This window comes from Cognatiluteimonas sedimenti (genome assembly GCF_022808325.1).
Lineage (GTDB): Bacteria > Pseudomonadota > Gammaproteobacteria > Xanthomonadales > Xanthomonadaceae > Cognatiluteimonas > Cognatiluteimonas sedimenti.
Genome location: NZ_JALGCL010000001.1, coordinates 451,084 through 472,069, shown reverse-complemented (window position 1 = coordinate 472,069; position 20,986 = coordinate 451,084). Strand labels below are relative to the sequence as shown.

General features: G+C 66.6%; 16 protein-coding genes and 1 pseudogene. 8 read left to right on the top strand and 9 right to left on the bottom strand.

Annotation, left to right across the window (positions count from 1 at the left end; all coding sequences use genetic code 11):
- Nucleotides 1-4: 4 nt before the first annotated feature.
- Nucleotides 5-523, top strand: a complete 519-nt coding sequence (locus MQC88_RS02310; RefSeq protein WP_425491582.1) for a DUF411 domain-containing protein — start codon at nucleotides 5-7, stop codon at nucleotides 521-523.
- 74 nt (nucleotides 524-597) lie between these two features.
- Nucleotides 598-951 (top strand): four-helix bundle copper-binding protein, encoded by a 354-nt coding sequence (locus MQC88_RS02305; RefSeq protein WP_243318858.1) that lies wholly within the window; start codon nucleotides 598-600, stop codon nucleotides 949-951.
- Between the two features lie 46 nt (nucleotides 952-997).
- Here the strand turns inward: MQC88_RS02305 and MQC88_RS02300 are convergent, their stop codons facing one another.
- Nucleotides 998-1,351 (bottom strand): DUF305 domain-containing protein, encoded by a 354-nt coding sequence (locus MQC88_RS02300; protein ID WP_243318856.1) that lies wholly within the window; start codon nucleotides 1,349-1,351, stop codon nucleotides 998-1,000.
- A gap of 145 nt (nucleotides 1,352-1,496) precedes the next feature.
- Here MQC88_RS02300 and MQC88_RS02295 point away from each other — a divergent pair, with 145 nt between their 5' ends.
- The 6 genes and pseudogenes from MQC88_RS02295 (at nucleotide 1,497) to MQC88_RS02275 (ending at nucleotide 6,620) form a co-directional block, all read left to right on the top strand.
- Nucleotides 1,497-1,895: a heavy metal-responsive transcriptional regulator gene (locus tag MQC88_RS02295; RefSeq protein WP_243318854.1), complete on the top strand. Its 399-nt coding sequence runs from the start codon at nucleotides 1,497-1,499 to the stop codon at nucleotides 1,893-1,895.
- Nucleotides 1,892-4,315 carry a heavy metal translocating P-type ATPase gene (locus MQC88_RS02290; RefSeq protein ID WP_425491525.1) on the top strand — a complete coding sequence of 808 codons (2,424 nt, stop codon included), beginning with the start codon at nucleotides 1,892-1,894 and terminating at the stop codon, nucleotides 4,313-4,315. The genes MQC88_RS02295 and MQC88_RS02290 overlap by 4 nt, the downstream gene beginning before the upstream one ends.
- Nucleotides 4,316-4,343: 28 nt before the next feature.
- The gene (locus MQC88_RS02285) at nucleotides 4,344-4,640 is read left to right on the top strand and encodes an EF-hand domain-containing protein (protein ID WP_243318852.1); all 297 of its coding nucleotides are present in this window, start codon (nucleotides 4,344-4,346) and stop codon (nucleotides 4,638-4,640) included.
- Nucleotides 4,641-4,708: 68 nt separating this feature from the next.
- Nucleotides 4,709-5,188: a DUF305 domain-containing protein gene (locus MQC88_RS02280; RefSeq protein WP_243318851.1), complete on the top strand. Its 480-nt coding sequence runs from the start codon at nucleotides 4,709-4,711 to the stop codon at nucleotides 5,186-5,188.
- Nucleotides 5,189-5,209: 21 nt separating this feature from the next.
- Nucleotides 5,210-5,329 (top strand): annotated as a pseudogene (locus MQC88_RS13030) (GDCCVxC domain-containing (seleno)protein); the annotation flags it as partial.
- A 13-nt stretch (nucleotides 5,330-5,342) separates the two neighbouring features.
- The gene (locus tag MQC88_RS02275) at nucleotides 5,343-6,620 is read left to right on the top strand and encodes a hypothetical protein (RefSeq protein WP_243318848.1); all 1,278 of its coding nucleotides are present in this window, start codon (nucleotides 5,343-5,345) and stop codon (nucleotides 6,618-6,620) included.
- Nucleotides 6,621-6,655: 35 nt separating this feature from the next.
- On the opposite strand, the gene MQC88_RS02270 is transcribed toward MQC88_RS02275, so the two are convergent.
- The 8 genes from MQC88_RS02270 to MQC88_RS02235 all read right to left on the bottom strand — a co-directional run bounded on the left by MQC88_RS02270 (nucleotide 6,656) and on the right by MQC88_RS02235 (nucleotide 20,986).
- Nucleotides 6,656-7,759, bottom strand: a complete 1,104-nt coding sequence (locus MQC88_RS02270; protein ID WP_243318847.1) for a hypothetical protein — start codon at nucleotides 7,757-7,759, stop codon at nucleotides 6,656-6,658.
- Between the two features lie 19 nt (nucleotides 7,760-7,778).
- The gene (locus MQC88_RS02265; RefSeq protein ID WP_243318845.1) at nucleotides 7,779-9,851 is read right to left on the bottom strand and encodes a heavy metal translocating P-type ATPase; all 2,073 of its coding nucleotides are present in this window, start codon (nucleotides 9,849-9,851) and stop codon (nucleotides 7,779-7,781) included.
- Between the two features lie 116 nt (nucleotides 9,852-9,967).
- Nucleotides 9,968-11,560 carry an ABC1 kinase family protein gene (locus MQC88_RS02260; RefSeq protein ID WP_243318843.1) on the bottom strand — a complete coding sequence of 531 codons (1,593 nt, stop codon included), beginning with the start codon at nucleotides 11,558-11,560 and terminating at the stop codon, nucleotides 9,968-9,970.
- A 25-nt stretch (nucleotides 11,561-11,585) separates the two neighbouring features.
- Nucleotides 11,586-14,048, bottom strand: a complete 2,463-nt coding sequence (locus MQC88_RS02255; protein WP_243318841.1) for a phosphoketolase family protein — start codon at nucleotides 14,046-14,048, stop codon at nucleotides 11,586-11,588.
- A complete protein-coding gene (locus MQC88_RS02250) occupies nucleotides 14,045-14,959 on the bottom strand; it encodes a ribose-phosphate diphosphokinase (RefSeq protein ID WP_243318839.1) in 915 nt (304 codons plus the stop codon). The genes MQC88_RS02255 and MQC88_RS02250 overlap by 4 nt, the downstream gene beginning before the upstream one ends.
- Nucleotides 14,956-16,467, bottom strand: coding sequence for a thymidine phosphorylase family protein (locus MQC88_RS02245; RefSeq protein ID WP_243318837.1), 1,512 nt, complete (start codon nucleotides 16,465-16,467; stop codon nucleotides 14,956-14,958). The genes MQC88_RS02250 and MQC88_RS02245 overlap by 4 nt, the downstream gene beginning before the upstream one ends.
- Nucleotides 16,464-17,849 (bottom strand): MBL fold metallo-hydrolase RNA specificity domain-containing protein, encoded by a 1,386-nt coding sequence (locus MQC88_RS02240; RefSeq protein ID WP_243318833.1) that lies wholly within the window; start codon nucleotides 17,847-17,849, stop codon nucleotides 16,464-16,466. The genes MQC88_RS02245 and MQC88_RS02240 overlap by 4 nt, the downstream gene beginning before the upstream one ends.
- The gene (locus tag MQC88_RS02235; RefSeq protein ID WP_243318829.1) at nucleotides 17,846-20,986 is read right to left on the bottom strand and encodes an efflux RND transporter permease subunit; all 3,141 of its coding nucleotides are present in this window, start codon (nucleotides 20,984-20,986) and stop codon (nucleotides 17,846-17,848) included. The genes MQC88_RS02240 and MQC88_RS02235 overlap by 4 nt, the downstream gene beginning before the upstream one ends.

Sequence of the window (20,986 nt, the reverse complement as noted above, 5' to 3'; positions counted from 1 at the left end):
GGACATGCAACGACGATTTCTCCTCACCGCCGTCGCGCTTGTCATTACGGCGAGCACCGCGTGCACGCGATCGCCGCAATCGCCGGGCCCCGCAACAAACCAACGGTCGCTGCTCGGGGCTGTTCCGGTGCCCGCCGTGCAGGGGCAGTGGCCAGTGATGGTGGTCACCAAGAACGCCAGTTGCGGCTGCTGCGGCGCTTGGGTCGAGCGCATGCGTGCAAACGGGTTCCGCGTCGAGGTCCACGATGTGGATAACCTGGACCTGATCAAGACGCGGCTGGGCATCCCGGCGGGCAAGGGCTCCTGCCACACCGCCGAAATCGGCGGCTATTTCGTCGAGGGCCACGTGCCGGCGGCGGATATCAAGCGATTGCTGGCGGAACGACCAGCCGCCAAAGGACTGGTGCTGCCCGGTATGCCGTTGGGATCACCCGGCATGGAGGTTCCTGACGGAAGCGCGCAGCCCTACACGGTGGAACTCATCGGCCAACAGGGGGAGGCCACCACCTTTGCACAGCATTGAGTGGCCAGTTGTACCGGGGACGGTGACGCGAGCGCGCCGCATTACGCCCGTTTTCGACATGAAAGGAAAACAACATGACGCACCATTCCGCAGAACACCGGCCCCAAGCCATGAACGACTGCATCGACAACTGCACGCAGTGCCATGCGATCTGCCTGGAGACGATCAATTACTGCCTCGAAAAGGGAGGTAAACACGCGGCGCCAGAGCACATCGCATTGCTGACAAGTTGCGCCGATATCTGTGCCACCAGCGCTTCGGCGATGCTGCGTGGGTCCGCGGTACATCCCGTGATCTGCGGGGCCTGCGCGCAGGTGTGCGATCAGTGTGCCGCCGACTGCGAAGCCATGGCCGATCCCGAGATGACGCACTGCGCGGAGATCTGCCGACGTTGCGCCCAGAGCTGCGCGGCCATGGCAGCACAATAGTCGTGAATCGCCTCGTGGTCGGACTTCCGCTACGAGGCGCCTTTGCCTATTTTTTGTGCGGAGCCATTTCGATGATTTCCTTCTGCTGCGCCTGCTTCATGTGCTGCGCCAGCGCCCTGAGTTCGGCGTCATCGCCATGCTGCAGGTAAACATCGATCATGGCGATCGCCTGGCGGTGATGCATGGTCATCATGGTCGCGAAGTCCTTGTCGACATCTCCGGTCATCGGCATCGACATCGACTGGCCTTGCATCATGGCCTTGCGCATCTCCATCGACGCCGCGTTGGACTGGCTCGACAAGGGCGGCGATGCCTTGGTCTGCTGCTGGGCACAGGCAAATGTCCCGAATACGGTCGCGATCAGCAGCACCGCGGCGACGAGGTTGGTCCTAGTGGTCATGGTGTCGGCTCCTTCAGTGGGAAAACATCTCTTCTCACGCAGGACTTGGAGACCGAATGAATCTCTGGCAGCCAGGGCTTGACTCTGGACCATGGTCCAGACTACAGACTACTGGCCTCACCACTGCCAAGGCCCTGAGGTCCACATGAAAATCGGCGAGCTCGCGCAACGCGCCGGCGTCAGCATCGACACCGTGCGGTATTACGAACGCCAGGGATTGTTGCCTGAGCCTGCACGTCAGGCATCGGGTTACCGGAGCTATGTGTCGGGCGACGTGGGGCGTCTTCAGTTTGTGCGCCGCGCCAAGGCGCTGGGATTCACGCTGGAGGAGATCCGCGATCTCCTGGCGCTCTCCGGGCGCCGCGATGACGACATGGGCGGCCTGAAGACGGCAGCGACCGAGAAGCTGGCCGATGTCGAGACCAAGCTTACCGAACTGACGCGTATTCGCGACGGCCTGCAAACGCTGATCACAGCCTGCCCGGGGCATGGCGCCCTGGAACGTTGCCCGATCCTGCACGCCCTGGTGGAGGAACAGCCGTGAACGCTTCGAACCACACCAGCCACGACCACGAGCACGCGGGCCACAGTTGCTGTGCAACAAAGCAGCAAGCGTCGGCAGACATTCCAAAGGTGACCGATCCGGTCTGCGGCATGCAGGTCGATCCGGCCACGACGCCGCACCATGCCGAGCACGTCGGTAGCGAGTACCACTTCTGCTCGGCGCGTTGTCGTGAGAAGTTCATCGCAGATCCGGAGAAATACCTCTCGCCGTCCAAGGAGCCGGCCGCCGCTGCGCCGGCCACGGCGGGCACGATCTACACCTGCCCGATGCACCCAGAGATCCGCCAGGAAGGTCCCGGAACCTGCCCGATCTGCGGCATGGCGCTCGAACCCGAGATGCCGAGCCTGGAGGATGAAGAGAATCCGGAGCTGCGCGATTTCGGCCGCCGCTTCTGGTGGACGTTGCCGCTGAGCGCCACCGTGCTGTTGCTCGCCATGTTCGGCCATTACGTTCCGGCACTGACGACGCCTGCACGGACGTGGCTTGAGTTCGCCCTGAGTGCGCCAGTGGTCCTCTGGGCCGGCTGGCCATTCTTCGAGCGCTGCGTGCAGTCGATCCGCAACCGCAGCCCCAACATGTTCACCCTGATCGGCATCGGCGTGGCCGCGGCGTTCGGTTACAGCGTGGTCGCCACGATCGCGCCGGACCTGTTCCCGGCCTCGTTCCGCGAGCACGGCCGGGTCGGTGTCTACTTCGAAGCTGCCGCGGTGATTGTGTCGCTGACCCTGCTGGGACAACTCCTGGAGCTGCGTGCGCGCTCGAAAACCTCGGCCGCGATCAAGGCGTTGCTCGGACTCGCGCCGAAGACCGCGCGCCGCCTCAATGCCAACGGCACCGAAGACGACATTCCGCTCGAGCATGTACACGTGGGCGACCGCCTGCGCGTCCGCCCGGGCGAGAAAGTGCCGGTGGATGGCGTGGTGGAAGAGGGCAGGTCGAGCATCGATGAATCGATGCTCACCGGCGAGCCCATCCCAGTCGAGAAGACCGCGGGCGACAAGGCGATCGGCGCGACCATCAATGGCACCGGTAGCCTGGTCATCCGCGCCGAGAAGGTCGGTTCGGACACGGTGCTGGCGCAGATCGTGCAGCTGGTCGCACAGGCACAGCGTTCGCGGGCGCCGATGCAGCGCATGGCCGACAAGGTGTCGTTCTGGTTCGTGCTCGCGGTGCTCGCCGCGGCGGTGGCCACCTTCTTGGGCTGGGGCCTGTTCGGACCGGAGCCTTCCTGGACGTACGCGGTACTCAATGCGGTCTCGGTGCTGATCATCGCCTGTCCGTGCGCGCTGGGCCTGGCCACGCCGATGTCGATCATGGTGGCGACCGGCCGTGCAGCGCATGCCGGCGTGCTGTTCCGCGATGCCGAAGCGATCGAGCGGCTGCGGACGATCGACACGCTCGTGGTCGACAAGACCGGCACCCTGACGGAGGGACGGCCGGCCTTCCGTGAAGCGGTTGCCAGCGCAGGATTCGACGAGACGGAAGTGCTGCGCCTGGCCGCCAGCCTGGAACAGGGGAGCGAGCATCCGCTGGCCGCGGCGATCGTCGCCGAGGCCCGACGCCGCGGGCTGCCGTTGTCTTCGGCTGAAGCGTTCGACTCCGTCACCGGCATGGGTGTGCGCGGCGACGTTGAAGGCCGGGCCCTGGCCTTGGGCAATGCCGCCCTGATGGCAGAGGCCGGCGCCAATCCCGCTCCGCTGCAGGACGATGCGGATCGGCTGCGCGGGCAGGGCGCCAGTGTCATGTTCCTGGCGGTCGACGGGCACCTGGCCGGAACCATCGCGGTCGCCGACCCGGTCAAGGCGTCGACCTTGCCGGCACTTAATGCACTGCGTGCCGAGGGGTTGCGCATCGTCATGGCCTCCGGCGACGCCGAGGCGACAGCCCAGGCCGTCGGACGTACGCTCGGCATCGACGAGGTGCACGGCGGCGTCCGCCCCCAGGACAAGGTCGCCCTCATCCAGCGCCTGAAGGCTGAAGGCCGGCGCGTGGCGATGGCTGGCGACGGCATCAACGACGCGCCCGCGCTTGCGGCCGCCGACGTCGGTATTGCCATGGGCAGCGGCACGGACGTCGCCATGTCCAGCGCCCAGGTGACTCTGGTCAAGGGCGATCTGCGGCGCATCCTGCAGGCGAGAGAGATCTCCGAGCAGACCGTGGCGAACATGAAACAGAACCTTGGCTTCGCCTTCCTCTACAACGCGATCGGGGTGCCGGTGGCCGCCGGCGTGCTGTACCCCGCGTTCGGCCTGCTGCTGAGTCCGATGATTGCCGCGCTGGCGATGAGCTTGAGCTCGGTCTCGGTCGTGACCAACGCCTTGCGTTTGGGCCGTGTCCACGCATCTTCCCCGCAAAGTTCTGCGCGCCCCGAACCGGCACGCAGCGGCTCCTGTCACTAGGTTCGCTTTCCCCCAATGGAGTTCATCGATGAAACAGGTTTCACTTTTGCTGCTGACCATGGTGTTTTCCACCGGAAACGCCATCGCATCCCCGCAATCGCACGCCCATGCGCATGCAGCCCCGACGGGGAATATCGCGGCGCCGACCCCCACAGGGTCCGACGACATTGCCAAGGCGTTCGATGCGCTCGACACGAACAAGGACGGCCAGCTGTCCAAGGAAGAGTTGGTCAAGCATCCGATGGCCGCTCATGCGTCCATGGTTGATGCCGACAGGAACGGCAGCCTGAGCCGCGAGGAGTTCACGGCTTTGCAGAAGATGTAGGTCGAGCGGGGCGGTGATCCTTCGGGATTGCCGCCACGCTATTACTTCAACGACACAGGAGGTGGGTCATGCAGCAGCACATGCACGAAGAAATGCAGGGCAAGCAAGGGCACTATGGGCGTTTGATCGCGATGGTGTTGTTGTCGTTCATCGCCATGTACATCCTCATGTACGCGATGGTGAATCGCTTCGAGAACGTCTTCAACAGCGTCAACCAGGCCTACATGGCGGGGCTGATGGCCGCGCCGATGCTGCTCATCGAATTGGCGCTGATGGCGCGGATGTATCCGAACAAGCGTCGCAATGCCTTGCTGGCTGGGGGCGCCGTGGTCCTCATGGTCGGGTGCTGGTTCGGCATCCGGCAGCAGGCCGGTGTCACCGACCGCCAGTTCCTGCGATCGATGATCCCGCACCACGCAGGCGCTATCCTGATGTGCGAGCAGGCCAGGTCGAGCGACCCGGAGATCCTGCGGCTGTGCCAGGAGATCGTCATCTCGCAACGGGCCGAGATCGCGCAGATGAAGGCAATGCTGGCGAAGGGGCAGTAGGCCGATGGCCCGAGCGCAGTAGCAGAGTGCGTCGACTGCGGGACAGTACTGCGCCCGCTGACGGTTGACTGCTGTGTGTTCTGCTCGTTCGGAACAGTGCCATGTCCGCCGATCCAGCAGCACAATTCATGTTGTGGTTGACCGGACCCCGATAATGACTGCACAGGCAGGCTGCGATCTCGACTGCGCCACCTTGGTGGGTGCGCTGCTCAACCAGCGGTGCGCATGCGAAGTGGTCGACATCCTTGGTCTGCACGAGTCGATTCGGGGTGTGTTTCCTGCGTTCACGACAGATCCAAAAGTGCACGCGAACCTGTTTTCACCCTACGCCCTGTTCGTTGACCGCGCGGCGTTGGACGCCATGGGGCGAGTCGCGGCGGCGGTCTTCGACGCCGCCGCCACTCCGCGATACCGCCAGCACGTCCTGCAATGGGCCCCCGAAGTCGCAATACACGATCCGGGCTCAACGGGTGGTGTCCTGGGGCTGGACTTTCACTTGACCGCCGACGGTCCGCGGCTTATCGAGATCAACACCAATCCGGGCGGGTTGCTCCTCAATGCAGTGCTGCTCAATGGCGTGCGGTCTTGCGCGCCGGCTGCGTGGACCACCTGGACAACGACGGCGAAGGCCCGCAACGCGGCTGTCGCCGCCTGGCTGGACGATGCCCGGCAGCAGTTCGGCCGCGCGCCTGCGCGTCAGGCGATCGTGGACAGCGCCCCGCGGGAGCAGTTCCTTTACCCGGAGTTCGAGTTGTACGCGGACGCATTCCAGGAGCATGGGGTGGACTGCGTGATACGCGCACCCGAGGAACTGAGCCTTGGCCCGGACGGGCTTGCAGATGCCCATGGCCGGATCGACATGGTCTACAACCGGTTGACCGATTTCGCGCTCGAGGAAGCTTCGCATGCAAACCTTCGTCAGGCTTACCTGGCGGGGAACGTCGCATTCACCCCGCATCCACGTGCGCACGCGTTGTTCGCCGACAAGCGCAACCTTGCGGTGCTTGGAGACCCGACCTTGATCGGCGGGTTCGGGGTGGATGCGGGCTCGGCGGACCTGCTGGCCCAGGTGATCCCGCCCACGGTTGAAGTGGTGCCCGGAAACCGGGATGCGCTGTGGGTAGCGCGCAACGGCTACTTCTTCAAGCCTGCAGCAGGGTTCGGCAGTCGCGGGAGTTATCGGGGCGACAAGCTCACCCGGCGGACGTGGGAGTCGATGGCGTCGGCGACCTACATCGCACAGGCCTTCTCGCCACCGAGCATGCGGATCGTGCATGGGGGCCAGTCCCTCAAGGCGGATGTGCGCTGCTTCGCGTCCGAGGCGGGTGTGCTGCTGTTCGCGGCCAGGTTGTATCAGGGCCAGACCACGAACATGCGTACCCCCGGCGGTGGATTCGCAGCAGTGCTGACGACGCCACTGATCGGCGAGTGATCGTCGCCTGAGCGGGCGCTGGGATTGTGCCGGGGCTAGAACCAGGCCAGCGCGGATTCAGCCAGTTCGCGCTCCTCATCGATCGCGACGTTCCATATCACCGGTCCGATCCCGCTGTGGATCCTCACGGCTCCAACCTCATTGTCGGCAGGAGCCAGCGCCAGGCCGAGCCAGCTCAAGCGCGCGACGATGCGAGCCCGCAGAACCGGCGCGCGATGGCCGATGCCGCCGGAAAAGACGACATGGTCGAGTCCGCCGATTCCCGTGGCCATGGCCGCGATCGACTGCGCAATCCGGACTGCAAACAGCTCCACGGCAAGCTGGGCCTGCGGGCTGGGATCGGCGAGCAGCACGCGCATGTCGCCATGCCCGGCGATTCCGGCAAGACCTGCAGTGCGGGAAAGGCGATCTTCAATGGCCTGCGCATCCAGACGCGCGTGCCGCAGCAGGTACAGCAACACACCCGGATCGAGATCCCCGGAGCGGGTAGGGCTCGGGATTCCACCCAACGGCGTAAGCGCCATGGTGGTGTCGCGGCTCTGGCCGTCCTGGACGGCGCAGACGCTGCAGCCGCCCCCCAGATGGACGAAGACGGCGCGGCTCGTCAGGATTCCGGCGTCGTGGCTGGCTACGATTCGCAGCGCGGAGGCAAAGGCGAGTCCGTGAAAACCGTAGCGGCGGATGCCGAGCCCATCCCATGTTTCCGGGATGGGCAGGCGCCGACTCCAGGGTGCGAGTGAAGCGTGGAAGTCGGTGTCGAAGGCCACGCCTTGGCGGGCTCGAGGCCATTGCAGACGCGCGGCACGTGCGAACGCAAGGGCTACGGGTTGGTGCAGGGGTGCGAACGGCACCAATGCATCCAGTTTCGCGAGCACGTCTTCGTCGAGTTCGCGCGCCTCGTGCAAGTCACCGCCATGTACGATCCGATGGACCACCACGTCGGGGCCGAGTGCGGGCTCAGACAATGTCTCGAGCAAGGTGGCAAGGCGCTCCTGCGCATCCATGCCGACTGGGATCTCGGCCCGGGAGCGCTCGACCAGACGAGACTGCGCGCCGGTTCCCTCGGCGTTGAACAGATAGGACGCGCCCTTGAGGGTGGACGAGCCCACGTTGAGCGCAAGAAGCCGACGCGTGGTCACAGATGTCGCCAAGTCATGTTCATCGGGACGGCACGGCCCGGCGCAAGAGCTGCGCATTGATCGCCACGACAATGGTACTCAGCGACATGAGCACCGCCCCGAGCGCGGGTTGCAGCAGGATCCCCCATGGGGCGAGAACGCCAGCCGCCAACGGAATGGCGACAACGTTGTAACCGGCAGCCCACCACAGGTTCTGGATCATCTTGCGATAGGTCGCCTTGCTCAATTCGATGATCGCCGGCACGTCGCGCGGGTCGCTGCGCACGAGTACGACGTCGCCGGCCTCGACCGCGACGTCCGTCCCTGTGCCGATGGCGATGCCGACGTCGGACGTGAGCAGCGCCGGCGCGTCATTGACGCCGTCACCCACCATGGCAACGCGCTTGCCCTGCGCCTGCAGCTCCTCGATCTTCGCCACCTTGTCCTCGGGCAATACCTCCGCAAAGACGGTGTCGATATTGAGCTCTTTCCCGACCGCGTTGCCGACTGCCGTGGAATCACCAGTCAGCAGGACAACCTCGAGTCCGCCGTCGTGCAGACGCTTGACGGCCTCGAAGGATTCGGGACGGATGGCATCAGCGATCGCAAACACGGCGAGCACCCGGTCACCTTCCACCAGATAGGTTGCAGACTGACCATCGGCCGCCGCGGCTTCGGCGGCCCGTCGCAGTGTCTCCGGCGGTTCGACGGCGAGCATCCTCAAGAGCCCCGGTCCGCCAACGTGCAGCGGACGCCCCTCGACGACTGCGCGCACGCCGCGTCCCGGCATGGACTCGAAACCTTGCGACATCGGAATGTCGATGCCGTGTTCCTTTGCACTGGTCATCAGCGCCTGCGCGATCGGATGTTCGGCGTCGCGCTGGACGGACGCGGCCACGCGAAGCACCTCGTCGTCGGTGAGGCCATCGGTGGCAGTGGTCTTCACGACGCGGTGCGACCCGAGGGTGAGCGTACCGGTCTTGTCGAATACCACCGTGTCCAGGAGACGAGCCTCTTCGAGGCCGCGTCGATCGCGCACGAGCAGGCCGTTGCGTGCGCCAATCGTGGTCGAGATGGCGGTCACCAGCGGGATGGCCAGGCCCAGCGCATGGGGGCAGGCGATCACGAGCACGGTCACGACGCGCTCGATCGTGAAGCTCCACGGCCGACCGAGGAGTGGCCAGGCGATGGCGGTGATGGCGGCGGAGACGATGGCGATGATCGTGAGGTAGAACGCCGCCCGGTCCGCCAGGGCCTGGGCGCGCGAGCGAGACGTTTGCGCCTGCTCGACGAGGCGCATGATGCCCGCGAGCGCGGTCTCGTCGCCGGTTCCCGTTACCTCGATACGCAGCGAGCCCTGTCCGTTGACGGTGCCGGCGATCACCTGGTCGCCGGCAGACTTGTCCATCGGCTTGGACTCACCGGTGATCATGGCTTCGTTGACGGCACTGGTCCCTTCCTTCACTACGCCGTCGGCAGGAACACTCGCGCCGGGCCTGATGAGCAGCAGGTCGCCGCGTTTCAGGTCTGCGACAGGGACCTCCTTCGTGTTGCCGGCCTCATCCAACCGAACCGCCATGTCAGGCAGCAGCTTTGCTAGCTCCTTGAGAGCGCCCTGTGCCTGGTTGATCGAACGCATCTCGATCCAGTGGCCAAGCAACATGATCGCCACCAGCGTCGCCAGCTCCCACCACAGGTCCAATCCCTCGACAACGCCGAGCGTGACCAACGCGCTGTAGAGGAAGGCGACGGTGATCGCCAGCGAGATCAGCGTCATCATTCCGGGCAGGCGATTTCTCAGCTCGTGGTATCCGCCGCGGAGGAACGGCGAGCCGCCGTAGAAGTACACGATCGTGCCGAATATCGCCGGGATGTACACCGACCCCGGGAACCGTGGTGCGGTGTAGTCGAACCAGTGCTGGATCATTCCGCTCCAGATCACAGTGGGAATGGTCAGCAGCAGCGTGAGCCAGAACTTGTCGCGGAAACTCGCCACGCTGTGGCCGGCATGCTTGTCGTGCCCGGCATGGACGTCGCCATCAGCACCCCTGCGGGAATGCGGCGGTTGCTCGCCACGCGTCTGATGATCTTGATGATGATTGTGTTGCGTCATGGGTCTGCCTTCCTGGATGCACTGATGCAGTGGGCATCAGCGGGGAGTTAGATCAGTGGTTCTATAACAGGCTGCCGGGAGGTCGGGCCATTCCCGATGTTCCGTGCTACGGCTGGTCACAGATGCCCCGATCTGGCGATGGCCGCGACCAGCCGCAGCGAGAGCAACCCTGCCGCGGTGAAGGCCACGACCGCCAGGAAAGGCATGTGGCCGAATACCTGCGGGCCGTCGGAATGCAGGCTCAACAGCGCGCCGCTCACGTAGAGGCCCAGGGTGATCAGTGCCAGCGCGAGCCGGTTGCCGGTGCGCGCGAGTGCCTCCTGCGTGGAGGTCAAGCCATGATGGTGCACGGAAAAAGCGGGCCTTCCGTCGCTCAGCTGCGCCTGCCGCAATAGGTCGGTGGCGATCTGTGGAAGCTGGCGCGCAGTGCGGGCCAGCCGCATGGCGAGCGGCCTGTTGCCGCCGGGGCGGCTGGCATCGGCGATGTCGGCGATCCCGGCAGCCTGTGCCGACAGCGTCCCCAGCAGGTCCAGATCCGGATCCAGTGCCCGCAGCGTGTTCTCGACCAGGAACAACGTCCGGATCAGGGACAGCAGGTGGGCCGGAAGCCGGAAGCCGGCACCTTGCCCAATGCGTGCCACGCGCCAGATCGCCTCGGCAATGGACCACTCCGCCAGCGGGCGGCTGGCCATTTCGGACAGGATCAGATGGATCTCGCGCACATGCGAGCGTCGCTCGACCTGCGGGGGGAAGAAGCCAAGCGCGATCGCCGCATCCAGCACGCCTTCGGCGTCGTCGGCGGCGATGGCCTCGACCATGCTGCCAAGCGCGAGCCGGGATGCCGGGTCGAGCACGCCGATCGAGCCAAAGTCATGCAGGCACAGGCGACCGTCGCCGAAGAAGAACAGGTTCCCCGGATGCGGATCGGCATGGAATACGCCGGCGCCGAAGAGCTGATGCACGTAGGCATCGAGCAGCGCCCTTGCCAGCGCGGGCGCGGCCGCCGTGCCGTACGCGGCCTTCAGGCGGGTGCCGTGGCTTCGATCCTGGACCAACACGTCGCGGCTGGCGTATGGCTCGACGACATGCGGCTGGGTGATGCCGGGCAGGGTATCAAGCACCCTGGCCATGCGCCGCATGTTCTGCGCCTCGTGGCGCATGTCGATCTCGTCGCGCAGGAATGCGCCCAATTCGTCCACGAGTTCGAGCGGGCGGTGTCGCTTCAGTGGCGGCCAGAGCCATTGGGCGACGCGCATCGTGCGCCGCAGGAGCCGCAGATCGGCCTGCACCTGGGCATGAATGCCAGGGCGGGTGATCTTGACGACGACGTCCCGACCGTCATGCATGCGCGCAGGGTGGATCTGGGCCACCGACGCCGCGGCCAAGGGCCTGTCATCGAAGCTGGCGAAGAGCGCGTCGACCGGTGCACCAAACGCCTGTTCGACCATGTGTCTGGCCTGGTCCGCAGGAAATGCCGGCACGTCGCTGTGCAACTGCGACAGCGCATTGCGATAAAGTGCCGGCAGCAGGTCCCAGCGCAGGCTCAAACCCTGGCCCAGTTTGACGAAGGTGGTACCCAGCCCCACCAGGGTGGCGCTGACGTAGGCGGGAAGCCGGTCAGGTGCGCGTCGGCGCAGGCGCAGCACGGCGACTCCGAGCTTGAGTCCGGCCCAGGCGATCTGCCCTCCGCGTCGCACGGTGCCCGCCATCAGCGCGAGGCCCTGGCCGGCCGGCTCACGATGCCGGACCCATTGCAGGGCGCAGGATGGTGGCCGGATCGCCCCGACCATCCACTGCCGCCAGCTCCGCTTCGGTCAACAGGCTGCCACGGGACTTGCCGAGTACGCCTGCGGCCGCGTCGACCACGTGCGCCCAGGTACTGCGGTTGGCGAACAGCAGCCCCGGCACGTCCAGCGTGCCGCCGCGGTTGACGAAGCCCAACGCCGCGGTGGTGGCCGGGCCGGTGTCAAGCCGGCGCAGCGCACCGAGGAAGGGCTCGGGGCGGGTGTGGGTGACGAATACGCGCGGCCGTTCCGCCGGGAACAGCGCCTGGACCGCGCTGTCGGAGTGCACGTACCGCGCCTCCTCCGGATCGCGTGGCGTGCGGAACCGGCCGGGCTCGCCGAGATAGAGGATCGCTGCCGGCACACTGCGTTCGGCCAGACGCACCTGCGCGCGGTGCACTTCCTGCAGCTGATACGCGCCGGTGGCAACCAGCAGGATCGCCGCCGTCGCCGGATCGCCGGCCAGGCACGTCGCTCCGGTATCGGCCAACGCCTTGGCCTGCTGTGGTGTCAACTCATGGGGCACAGGCCGCTTCGGGACCACCAGGGCGGTGACCGTGCCCCGCTGAGCGTAGGCGCGGGCGAGGGCTGCAGCGGCGCCGTTGGCGTCCGGGGGAAACACCACGCGCGAGATGTCGGCCATTTCGCCCAGGAGCGCCTCGGCCATGGTCGGATCCTGGTGGGACTGTTCGTTTTTTGCGTTCTCCCAGGTGTGGGAAGTCAGCACCAGCGGGACGCCCAGCCAGCCGGGCGGTCGCCCCGCCTGGGCCTGATGACGGGCGAAGATCAGTTCCTGGCGCACGGCGCCGAGCATCTTCGGCGCGAACGCCTCGTAGGTCACCACCAGGTTCAGCCCGCCCTTGTTGCCGAGCGCCGCGCAGACGACGGCTTCCTCGTTGAGCGCGGTGATGACCGCGCCGGTCGGCGATTCGGCGACGCCGGGTTCCGGTTCGTGCACCCGGTGCTTCATCGTGTCCAAGGTGCGGTCGAGCTTGTTGCTGCGCAGCTCGTCGGGATTGCCCACGCGCACGCGCAGCCCCGGGTTCGCTTCGGCGATGGCGACGAACTGCTCGTCGAGCGCGATCATTGGCGAGCTCTCACCGCCGACGGTGCGGTCGGCAATCGCCGGAACGCGGGGCGGGTCCACCTGACGATCGGCCAGCGCATGGTCGCGTTCGCGCACGCGCTGCTGGAGATCGTGGCTGTTGAGTGCGGCCACAGCCTCCCCGAGCTCGGACGCGGCCACGAACAGTGCCGCAGCGCCTTCATTGAAGAGTGCGCGTGCCCCGGCATCAATCGCCGGATTCCCGGGCAGCGGCAGGTTGTGCGAGGCGTTTGTGCCTGCGCCGGGGAAGCCGAAGCCCTTCATGGTCTCGGCGATGCCATAGGGTAGCCGCACGTCGGCATCGGGGACGGCGCCCGCCTGCAGGCGCGACTCCATCACGTGGATGCCCCACGCGATGCTGGCCGGATCGCGCCCGTCCAGCGCGATCGGATCAAAGCCGTTCAGTCGCAGGTGCCGGTCCAACCAGCGCTCGCCGCCCTGCTGCGTGATCTGGCTGCGCTGTTCGATGCGCCGCCCGTTGAGGATGATGATGGGGCTGACCAGTCCACTGTCCTCGGCACGCCACCAGCGCGGCGCCCAGTCGCTGCCACGCTGTTCCTCGAACGCACCATCGCTGAGGAACGCCACCAGGCGTTCGTCCTTCAGCGGCGCATGCACGTACTGCAGCTCGGCAAAGCCGAGATAGCCGCCTTCCATCACGCCCCCGGCGGTGTGCGCATTGACGTGGGATCCCAGGGGCGACGCCGGCGTTCCGTCCGGATTGAGGGCGTAGGCGTAGAAGTCGCCGACAAACCGGCTCAGCCCCGCGTCGGACCGGTCGTAACGTTCGGCGTGCCGGTCAGTCATGTTGCCAACCAGCAGGTTCAGCGCGTCGATAGCGGCCACGCAGTGCCCCTGGCCCATTATCCACGCGCGGGTGACGCCATCCAGAGCGTCCATCAACAGGTAGCCGGCATAGGCGGGCACCATGTTGAGGGACCCGCCGGTGTGGCCTTCGGGCGTGGGCTTGAAGTCATCGGCCTCGAGGGCCGCACCGTCGGTACGGACGCGCTGGCTGTAGGTCATGTGCGCCACCAGCCACATGCCGGCGCTGGTGACACGGTCGGCCGCGGCAAGCCGCTGCCATGCGGTGCCGGGATCGGGCGTGCGGCCCAGGACGACCAGCTCGTGCACCATCTGGCGGACGCGCAGCTGGGTAAGCGGGTCATGTCGGATCACCCCGTAGCCGGCCGCCCAGTGAGCGAACTGCGGATCGGCCTGCCGGTGGGCGTCGGCGAGTTCAAGGATCCGCTGGCGCTCGGCGGCCGACAGCTGGTCGGCGGTGCAGCAGTTGAGATGCAGGTTCATGGGTCCTCCGGGGAATCGGTCGAAGCAGTCATCAGGCTCGATGCCGCGGCGGCGAGGTCCGCACCCAGCGCGATCGCGTTTGACGGGTGGGCAATGGTGTCGGTGCTCACGATGCGGGCCAGGCCCGCTTCCTGCAGACGGGTATAGGCATCGCCCGCGAACACCGGATGGATGGCGACCAGCAACGGCGGCGGCAGCGACAATCGACGCAGGTGCGCGAGGGTTTCCAGGATCGTGTTGCCGGACGACACGATGTCGTCGATCAGGACCGGGGTACGGCCGGCCACCGCCTGCGGGTCGGGCAGGCTCACGCGCACGTCGTAGTCGCCATAGCGTTCCTTGGCCAGCACCTGCCAGGGCATGCCGGAGCGGGCGGCGATGTCCTCGACCCATTGCTCGCTCTCGCTGTCGGGGCCGATCAGCACCGCGTCGGGGACCGTCTCTGCGATCCAGCGGGCCACGGCCGGCGTCGCCGACACGTGGGCCGTCGGAATCCGGTACAGCAACTGCAGGCGCTCGACGCGATGCAGGTGCGGGTCCACGGTCACCAGCCAGTCGAAGGCCTCTTCGAGGAACTGCGCGAACAGTGGCGTACTGACCGCCTCGCCGGGATGGAAGCGGGTGTCCTGGCGCATATAGCCCAGATAGGGTGCGATCAAGCCGACCGAGCGCGCCCCGAACTCGCGCGCCGTCCTGGCGGCGAAGCGCAACGGGAGGGCCTGGGCATCTGCGTGGCGCAGGCTGGCCAGGATCGCCACATCGGCGCCGCCCAGCGCGTCGTCCAAGGCGACCAGCGACTCGCCATCGGGGAAATGCCGCCAGGCCACTGGTGAAACCCGCGCGTGCAAGGGCGTGGCGAAGGTACCCGCCAACGCCGCATCGGCCGGGAACGGCATCAGTACACGGTTCATGGGATCTCCGCGAGGGCAAAGGGTTGCAATGTCGGAGCGTGCTCAAGGGCGTAAGCCAGTTCTCCCGGAGACTCCGCATGCAATGTCATCAGGGGCTGTCCGCGCTCGACCATATCGCCGACGCGCAGACCGGTCTCGAGGCCGGCCGTGGGGGAAGTCGGTGCGCCAGCCAGTTTGGCCAGCTTGGCCAGGCTACGGTTGTCGATCGCCGCGATCCGGCCCGATGCGGTTGCCGGAACGTCGGCGGTGAATGCTGCGCGTTGCGGTTCGCGGAAGCCCCCCTGGGCCTCGCAGATCGCCAGGAATTTGGCCAGCGCCGCCCCGGAATCCAGCACGCTGCGCGCGCGCTCCAGTCCGGTGGCGGCGTTGCTGCCCGGTGCCATGTCCAGCAGCGCCGCGGACAGCGCAAGTGCGCGTTCGCGGAGGTCTGCGGGGGCATCGGCGGCGTTGCGCAGCACCTTGAGCACATCGTGCGCTTCAAGCGCCGGACCGATTCCCCGACCCACCGGCTGGGTACCGTCTGAGCGATGGATGCCCATGTGCAATCCAAGCGCGTCCGCGGTGTGTGCAAGCCGTGCGCCAAGGCTGTGCGCCGCGGCCTCACCACGCACCTTGGCGGTCGGCCCTACCGGCATGTCGATCAGCACGTGAGTTGAGCCCGCGGCGATCTTCTTCGACAGTACGCTGGCAACCAGCTGGCCGTCGCTGTCGAAGTCCAGCGGCCGCTGGACCCTGATCAGGATGTCGTCGGCCGGGCTCAGGCGCACGTTGCCGCCCCAGACGATGCAGCCGCCCTCGCGCTCCACCACCCGCTGCATCGCAGCCAGGTCGAGCGCCACCGGCGCCATCACTTCCATCGTGTCGGCGGTGCCCGCGGGCGAGGTGATTGCGCGCGAGGACGTTTTTGGAATGCGGTAGCCCAGCGCAGCCACGATGGCCACCACGATCGGGGTGGTGCGATTGCCCGGCAAGCCGCCCACGCAGTGCTTGTCCAGCACCGGGCCTTCGCCCCAGTCCAGGCGTTGGCCGACAGCGATCATCGCCCGCGTCAGCGCCGTGGTTTCCGCGTGGTCCAGGCGGTCACCCGCACTGGCCGTGACGAACGCGGCAAGCTCCAGGTCCGACAACCGGCTTTCCATCACGTCCTGCACCAAGGCGAGGTACTGCGTGTCATCCAACCGCGCCCCGAACACTTTGGCACGGAGCGCGCCTACCGACGACGCGGGTTCCGCATGCCGCACCGAGGCGAGGGCATCGGACACGGGATCGAGCAGCGTCCACGCGGCCTCCGACAGGGCCACCTCGTCCAGACCAAGCCGGGCGTCGACGACCACGTTCAGCGTCGCCACCAGCGTGCGCGTACCGACGGCCAGCCTCACGCGCGTCATCGCGACAAATCCTTCCGAACGGCAGACTTCGCAGTCGCGGTGCATATAGACCACCGGCTGCTGGTAGGTGTCGATGCCGGCACGGGTGACGCGCAGGCGGGTGTGGCCCGGCGTCGTCACCGCACATCCTCCAGGCCAACCTGCTCCAGGTGCTCCGGCACGCGCGCGCGCCAGCCCAGCTCGCGCTGCACGCGCCCGCGCAGCGTGTCGGCTGCGTCGGGCTCGCCGTGGGTGAGGTAGACGACGCGCGGCGCGGACGGCGCGGTGCGCATCCAGTCGAGGAGTTCCCCGGCGTCGGCGTGGCCGGAAAAGCCCTCCAGCTGCACCACCTCGGCACGAATCGGGATCTCGCGGCCGAACATGCGCAAGGTGCGCTTTCCCGCCGCCAGTGCGGCACCGCGTGTTCCGCCGGCCTGGTAGCCCGCCAGCAGGATCGCGTTGCGGTCATCCTGGCCGAATGCCTCGATGTGGTGCAGCACGCGCCCGCCGGTGATCATGCCGCTGGCCGAGATGATGATCATCGGCCCGCGCTGGCGGTTGAGTGCCTTCGACTCATCCACCGTGTTGACGAAAGTGGCCACGTCGAACATCCGCTGGCAGTCCTCTTCGGACACGTGGTGGTCGGAATGATGGGCGTGGTAGTGCCGGGTCGCGTTGATCGCCATCGGGCTGTTGAGGTAGACCGGCACGCGCGGGATCTCCTTGCGCTCACGCAACCGGGCGATATGCAGCATGAGCGCCTGGGCGCGTCCGATGGCAAAGGCGGGGATGACGATCACACCCCCGCGGGCTGCGACGCGGCGGATGATGGGAGCCAGCTCCGCCTCCTGGTCGATCGGAACGTGTTCGCGATTGCCGTATGTGGACTCGCAGACCAGGACGTCACAGGCGGGCAGGGGCGTTGGCGGATTCATCAGCGACTCCTGCTGTCGCCCCAGGTCGCCACTGAAGTGCAGGCGCTGGCCCTGGACGTCCAGGCTGACGTGGGCAGCGCCCAGGATGTGGCCGGCAGGATGGAAGCGGACCGAGACGCCTGATGCGATCTCGATGTCGCGACCATAATCATGTCCAGTGAGCTGCTTCAGGCTGCGGCGTGCGTCATCCTCGGTGTAAAGCGGTCGTGGTTCCTTGTGCTTGGAGTAGCCCTTGCGGGCCGCATACTTGGCCTCTTCTTCGAGCAGGTGTCCGCTGTCGGGAAGCAGCAGGCCGCAGAGGGCCACGCTACCCTGGGTGCAGTGGATCCGGCCGCGGAACCCCTGCTTGACCAACGCTGGGAGGTAGCCCGAATGATCCAGGTGCGCGTGGGTAAGGACCACCGCATCGATTGACGCCGGATCGACCGGAAACGGGGCCCAGTTGCGCTCGCGCAGCTGCTTGTAGCCTTGGAACAGGCCGCAGTCCACCAGCACGCGCTGGCCGTTGGCCTCGACCAGGTAGCGCGAGCCTGTGACGGTGCCCGCGGCACCGAGGAACTGGAGGGTGGGGTTGGTTTCGTTGTTCATGGACTACTCCTGTGGATTGGTGGCGTCCTGGCCAGTTGCCGCTGTTTGATCAGCGAGTACAGCGCCGGGATCACCACCAGCGTCAGAACCGTAGACGAGACCATGCCGCCCACCATCGGCGCGGCGATGCGACGCATGACCTCGGAGCCTGTGCCGCTGCTCCACATGATCGGCAGCAGGCCGGCCATGATCGCGACCACGGTCATCATCTTCGGGCGCACGCGGTCGACCGCGCCTTCGATGATCGCCTCGCGGAGGTCGCGTGCATCCAGAGAGCGGCCTTCGGCCCGACGCTGCGCGGCACGCGCCTCGAGCGCGTGGTCAAGGTAGATCAGCATCACCACGCCGGTTTCCGCGGCGACGCCGGCCAGCGCGATGAAGCCCACGATCACCGCGACGCTGACGTTGTAGTCGAGCAGCCACATCAGCCACACGCCGCCGACGAGTGCGAACGGTACCGACAGCATCACGATCAGCGACTCGGTGACGCGGCGGAAGTTGAGGTACAGCAGCAAGAAGATCAACGCCAGCGTCACCGGGACGACGACGCGCATCTTTTCGGCGGCGCGCTGCATGTACTCGTACTGCCCGCTCCAGGTCACGTAGTAGCCGGGTGGGAACTGCACCTGTTCGGCGACCGCATTCTGCGCAGCCTGCACGTAACGACCCAGGTCGCTTTCGCGCGTATCGACGTAGATGTAGGCCGCCAGCATCGCGTTTTCGGTGCGGATGCTCGGCGCCCCTTTCGTGACCTCGATTCGCGCCAGCTCGCCGAGGGGCACCTGCGCGCCGCCGGGCACGGGCACCAGGACTTGGCTGCCGATACGGTGCGGGTCGTCGCGCAGCTCGCGCGGATAGCGCACGATTGCGCTGAAGCGCTCACGGCCCTGGAGGATGGTGGTGACGATCTCGCCGCCCAGCGCGGCTGCCACCACGTCCTGGACCTCGCCCAGGGTCACGCCGTACTGGGCCAGGCTGTGCAGGTTGGGGGTGATGTCGAGGTAGTAGGCGCCGGTCAGGCGTTCGGCGAATGCGCTGGTCGTCCCCGGCACCTCGCGCACGACCGCTTCGATCTCGGTCGCCAGGGCATCGAGCTGCTCGAGGTCGGTGCCGAAGAGCTTGATCCCGACCGGCGTGCGGATGCCGGTGGCCAGCATGTCGGTGCGCGCCTTGATCGGCATCGTCCACGAGTTGGCGACCCCCGGGAACTTCAGCGCCTCATCCATCTCGGCGATGAGCTTGTCGGTGGTCATTCCGTCGCGCCATTCGCCCTCGGGCTTGAGGTTGATGGTTGTCTCGAACATCTCCAGGGGCGCGGGGTCGGTCGCTGTCAGGGCGCGCCCGGCCTTGCCGAAGACGGATTCCACTTCCGGGAAGCCCTTGATGATCCGGTCCTGCTGCTGCAGCAGCTCCGATGCTTTGGTCACCGACATGCCTGGGAGCGATGCCGGCATGTACAGGAGCGTGCCCTCGTTGAGCGTGGGCATGAACTCGCTGCCCAGGCGCGACGCGGGCCACAGGCTGGCGAACAGGGCGACCAGCGCGATCGCGATCGTGGCCATCCGGTGCCTGAGTACGACATTGATCACCGGGCGGTAGAGCGCGACCAGGAACCGGTTCACTGGATTCTTCTGCTCGGGCACGATCTTGCCGCGCACGAACAACAACATGAGCACGGGGACGAGCGTCACCGACAGCAGGGCTCCACCCGCCATGGCAAACGTCTTGGTGAAAGCCAGAGGCTTGAACAGGCGGCCTTCCTGCGCCTCCAGGGCGAACACCGGAAGGAAGGAGACGGTGATGATCATCAGGCTGAAGAACAGCGCCGGCCCGACCTCGCGGCAGGCGTCGATGATCACCTGGGCCCGGCTGCGGGAGCCGTCGGAGCGTTCGATGTGCTTGTGCGCGTTTTCGATCATCACGATCGCCGCGTCCACCATCACGCCGATCGAGATCGCGATGCCGCCCAGGCTCATGATGTTGGAGTTCATGCCCAGCGCACGCATCGCGATCACCGCGATCAGCACGCCGACCGGCAGCATGACGATCGCGACCAGCGCGCTGCGCGCATGGAACAGGAACAGCAGGCACACCAGCGCGACGATCAGACTCTCCTCGAACAGTGTCGTGCGCAGCGTCTTGATCGCACGCACGATGAGGTCGGAGCGGTCGTAGACCGCCTGGACGCTGACGCCTTCGGGCAATCCTCGTGCAAGTTCCGCGATCTTGTCCTTCACCCCACCGATCACGGCCAGGGCGTTCTCGCCGAATCGCGCAATGACAATCCCGGCCACGACATCGCCGTCGCCGTTCAGGTCGGCGATGCCACGGCGCTCGTCGGGCACCAGTTCGACCCGGGCGACGTCGCCGATCAGCACCGGTGCGCCTCCTTCGGCGCGCAGCACCAGGCTCTCGATGTCCTTGATGCCGCGCAGGTAGCCACGGCCCCGCACCATGTACTCGGTCTCGGCCATCTCGATCACGCGGCCGCCGACGTCGCGGTTGCTCTCGGCGATCACCTCGGACACCCGTGAAATCGGGATGTCGAACTCGCGCAGCCGGACCGGATCAACGGTGATCGAGTACTGGCGCACGAAGCCGCCGACGCTGGCGACCTCGGCCACGCCGGGCGCGGTAGTGAGCTGGTAGCGCAGGTACCAGTCCTGCATGGCGCGCAACTCGTCCAGCGAGTGGCGGTCGCTCTTGAGGACGTACTGGTAGACCCAGCCTACGCCTGTGGCGTCGGGGCCCAGTGCGGGTGCCACGCCGGCCGGCAAGTTCTTCGAGGCGACGTTCAGGTTCTCGAGCACGCGCGAGCGCGCCCAGTAGAGATCCGTCCCTTCCTCGAAGATGACGTAGATGAACGAGGCACCGAAGAACGAGAAGCCGCGGACGTCCTTCGACTTGGGCACCGAGAGCAGGGCGCTGGTCAGCGGGTAGGTGATCTGGTCCTCGACCACCTGGGGCGCTTGTCCCGGATACTCGGTGAACACGATCACCTGGACATCCGACAGGTCCGGTTGCGCGTCCAGCGGGGTCTGCATCAGCGCGTAGATGCCGCCGGCCACGATCGCCAGCGTCATCACCAGCACCAGGAAGACGTTGCGGACCGACCATTCGATGAGACGGGCCAGCAT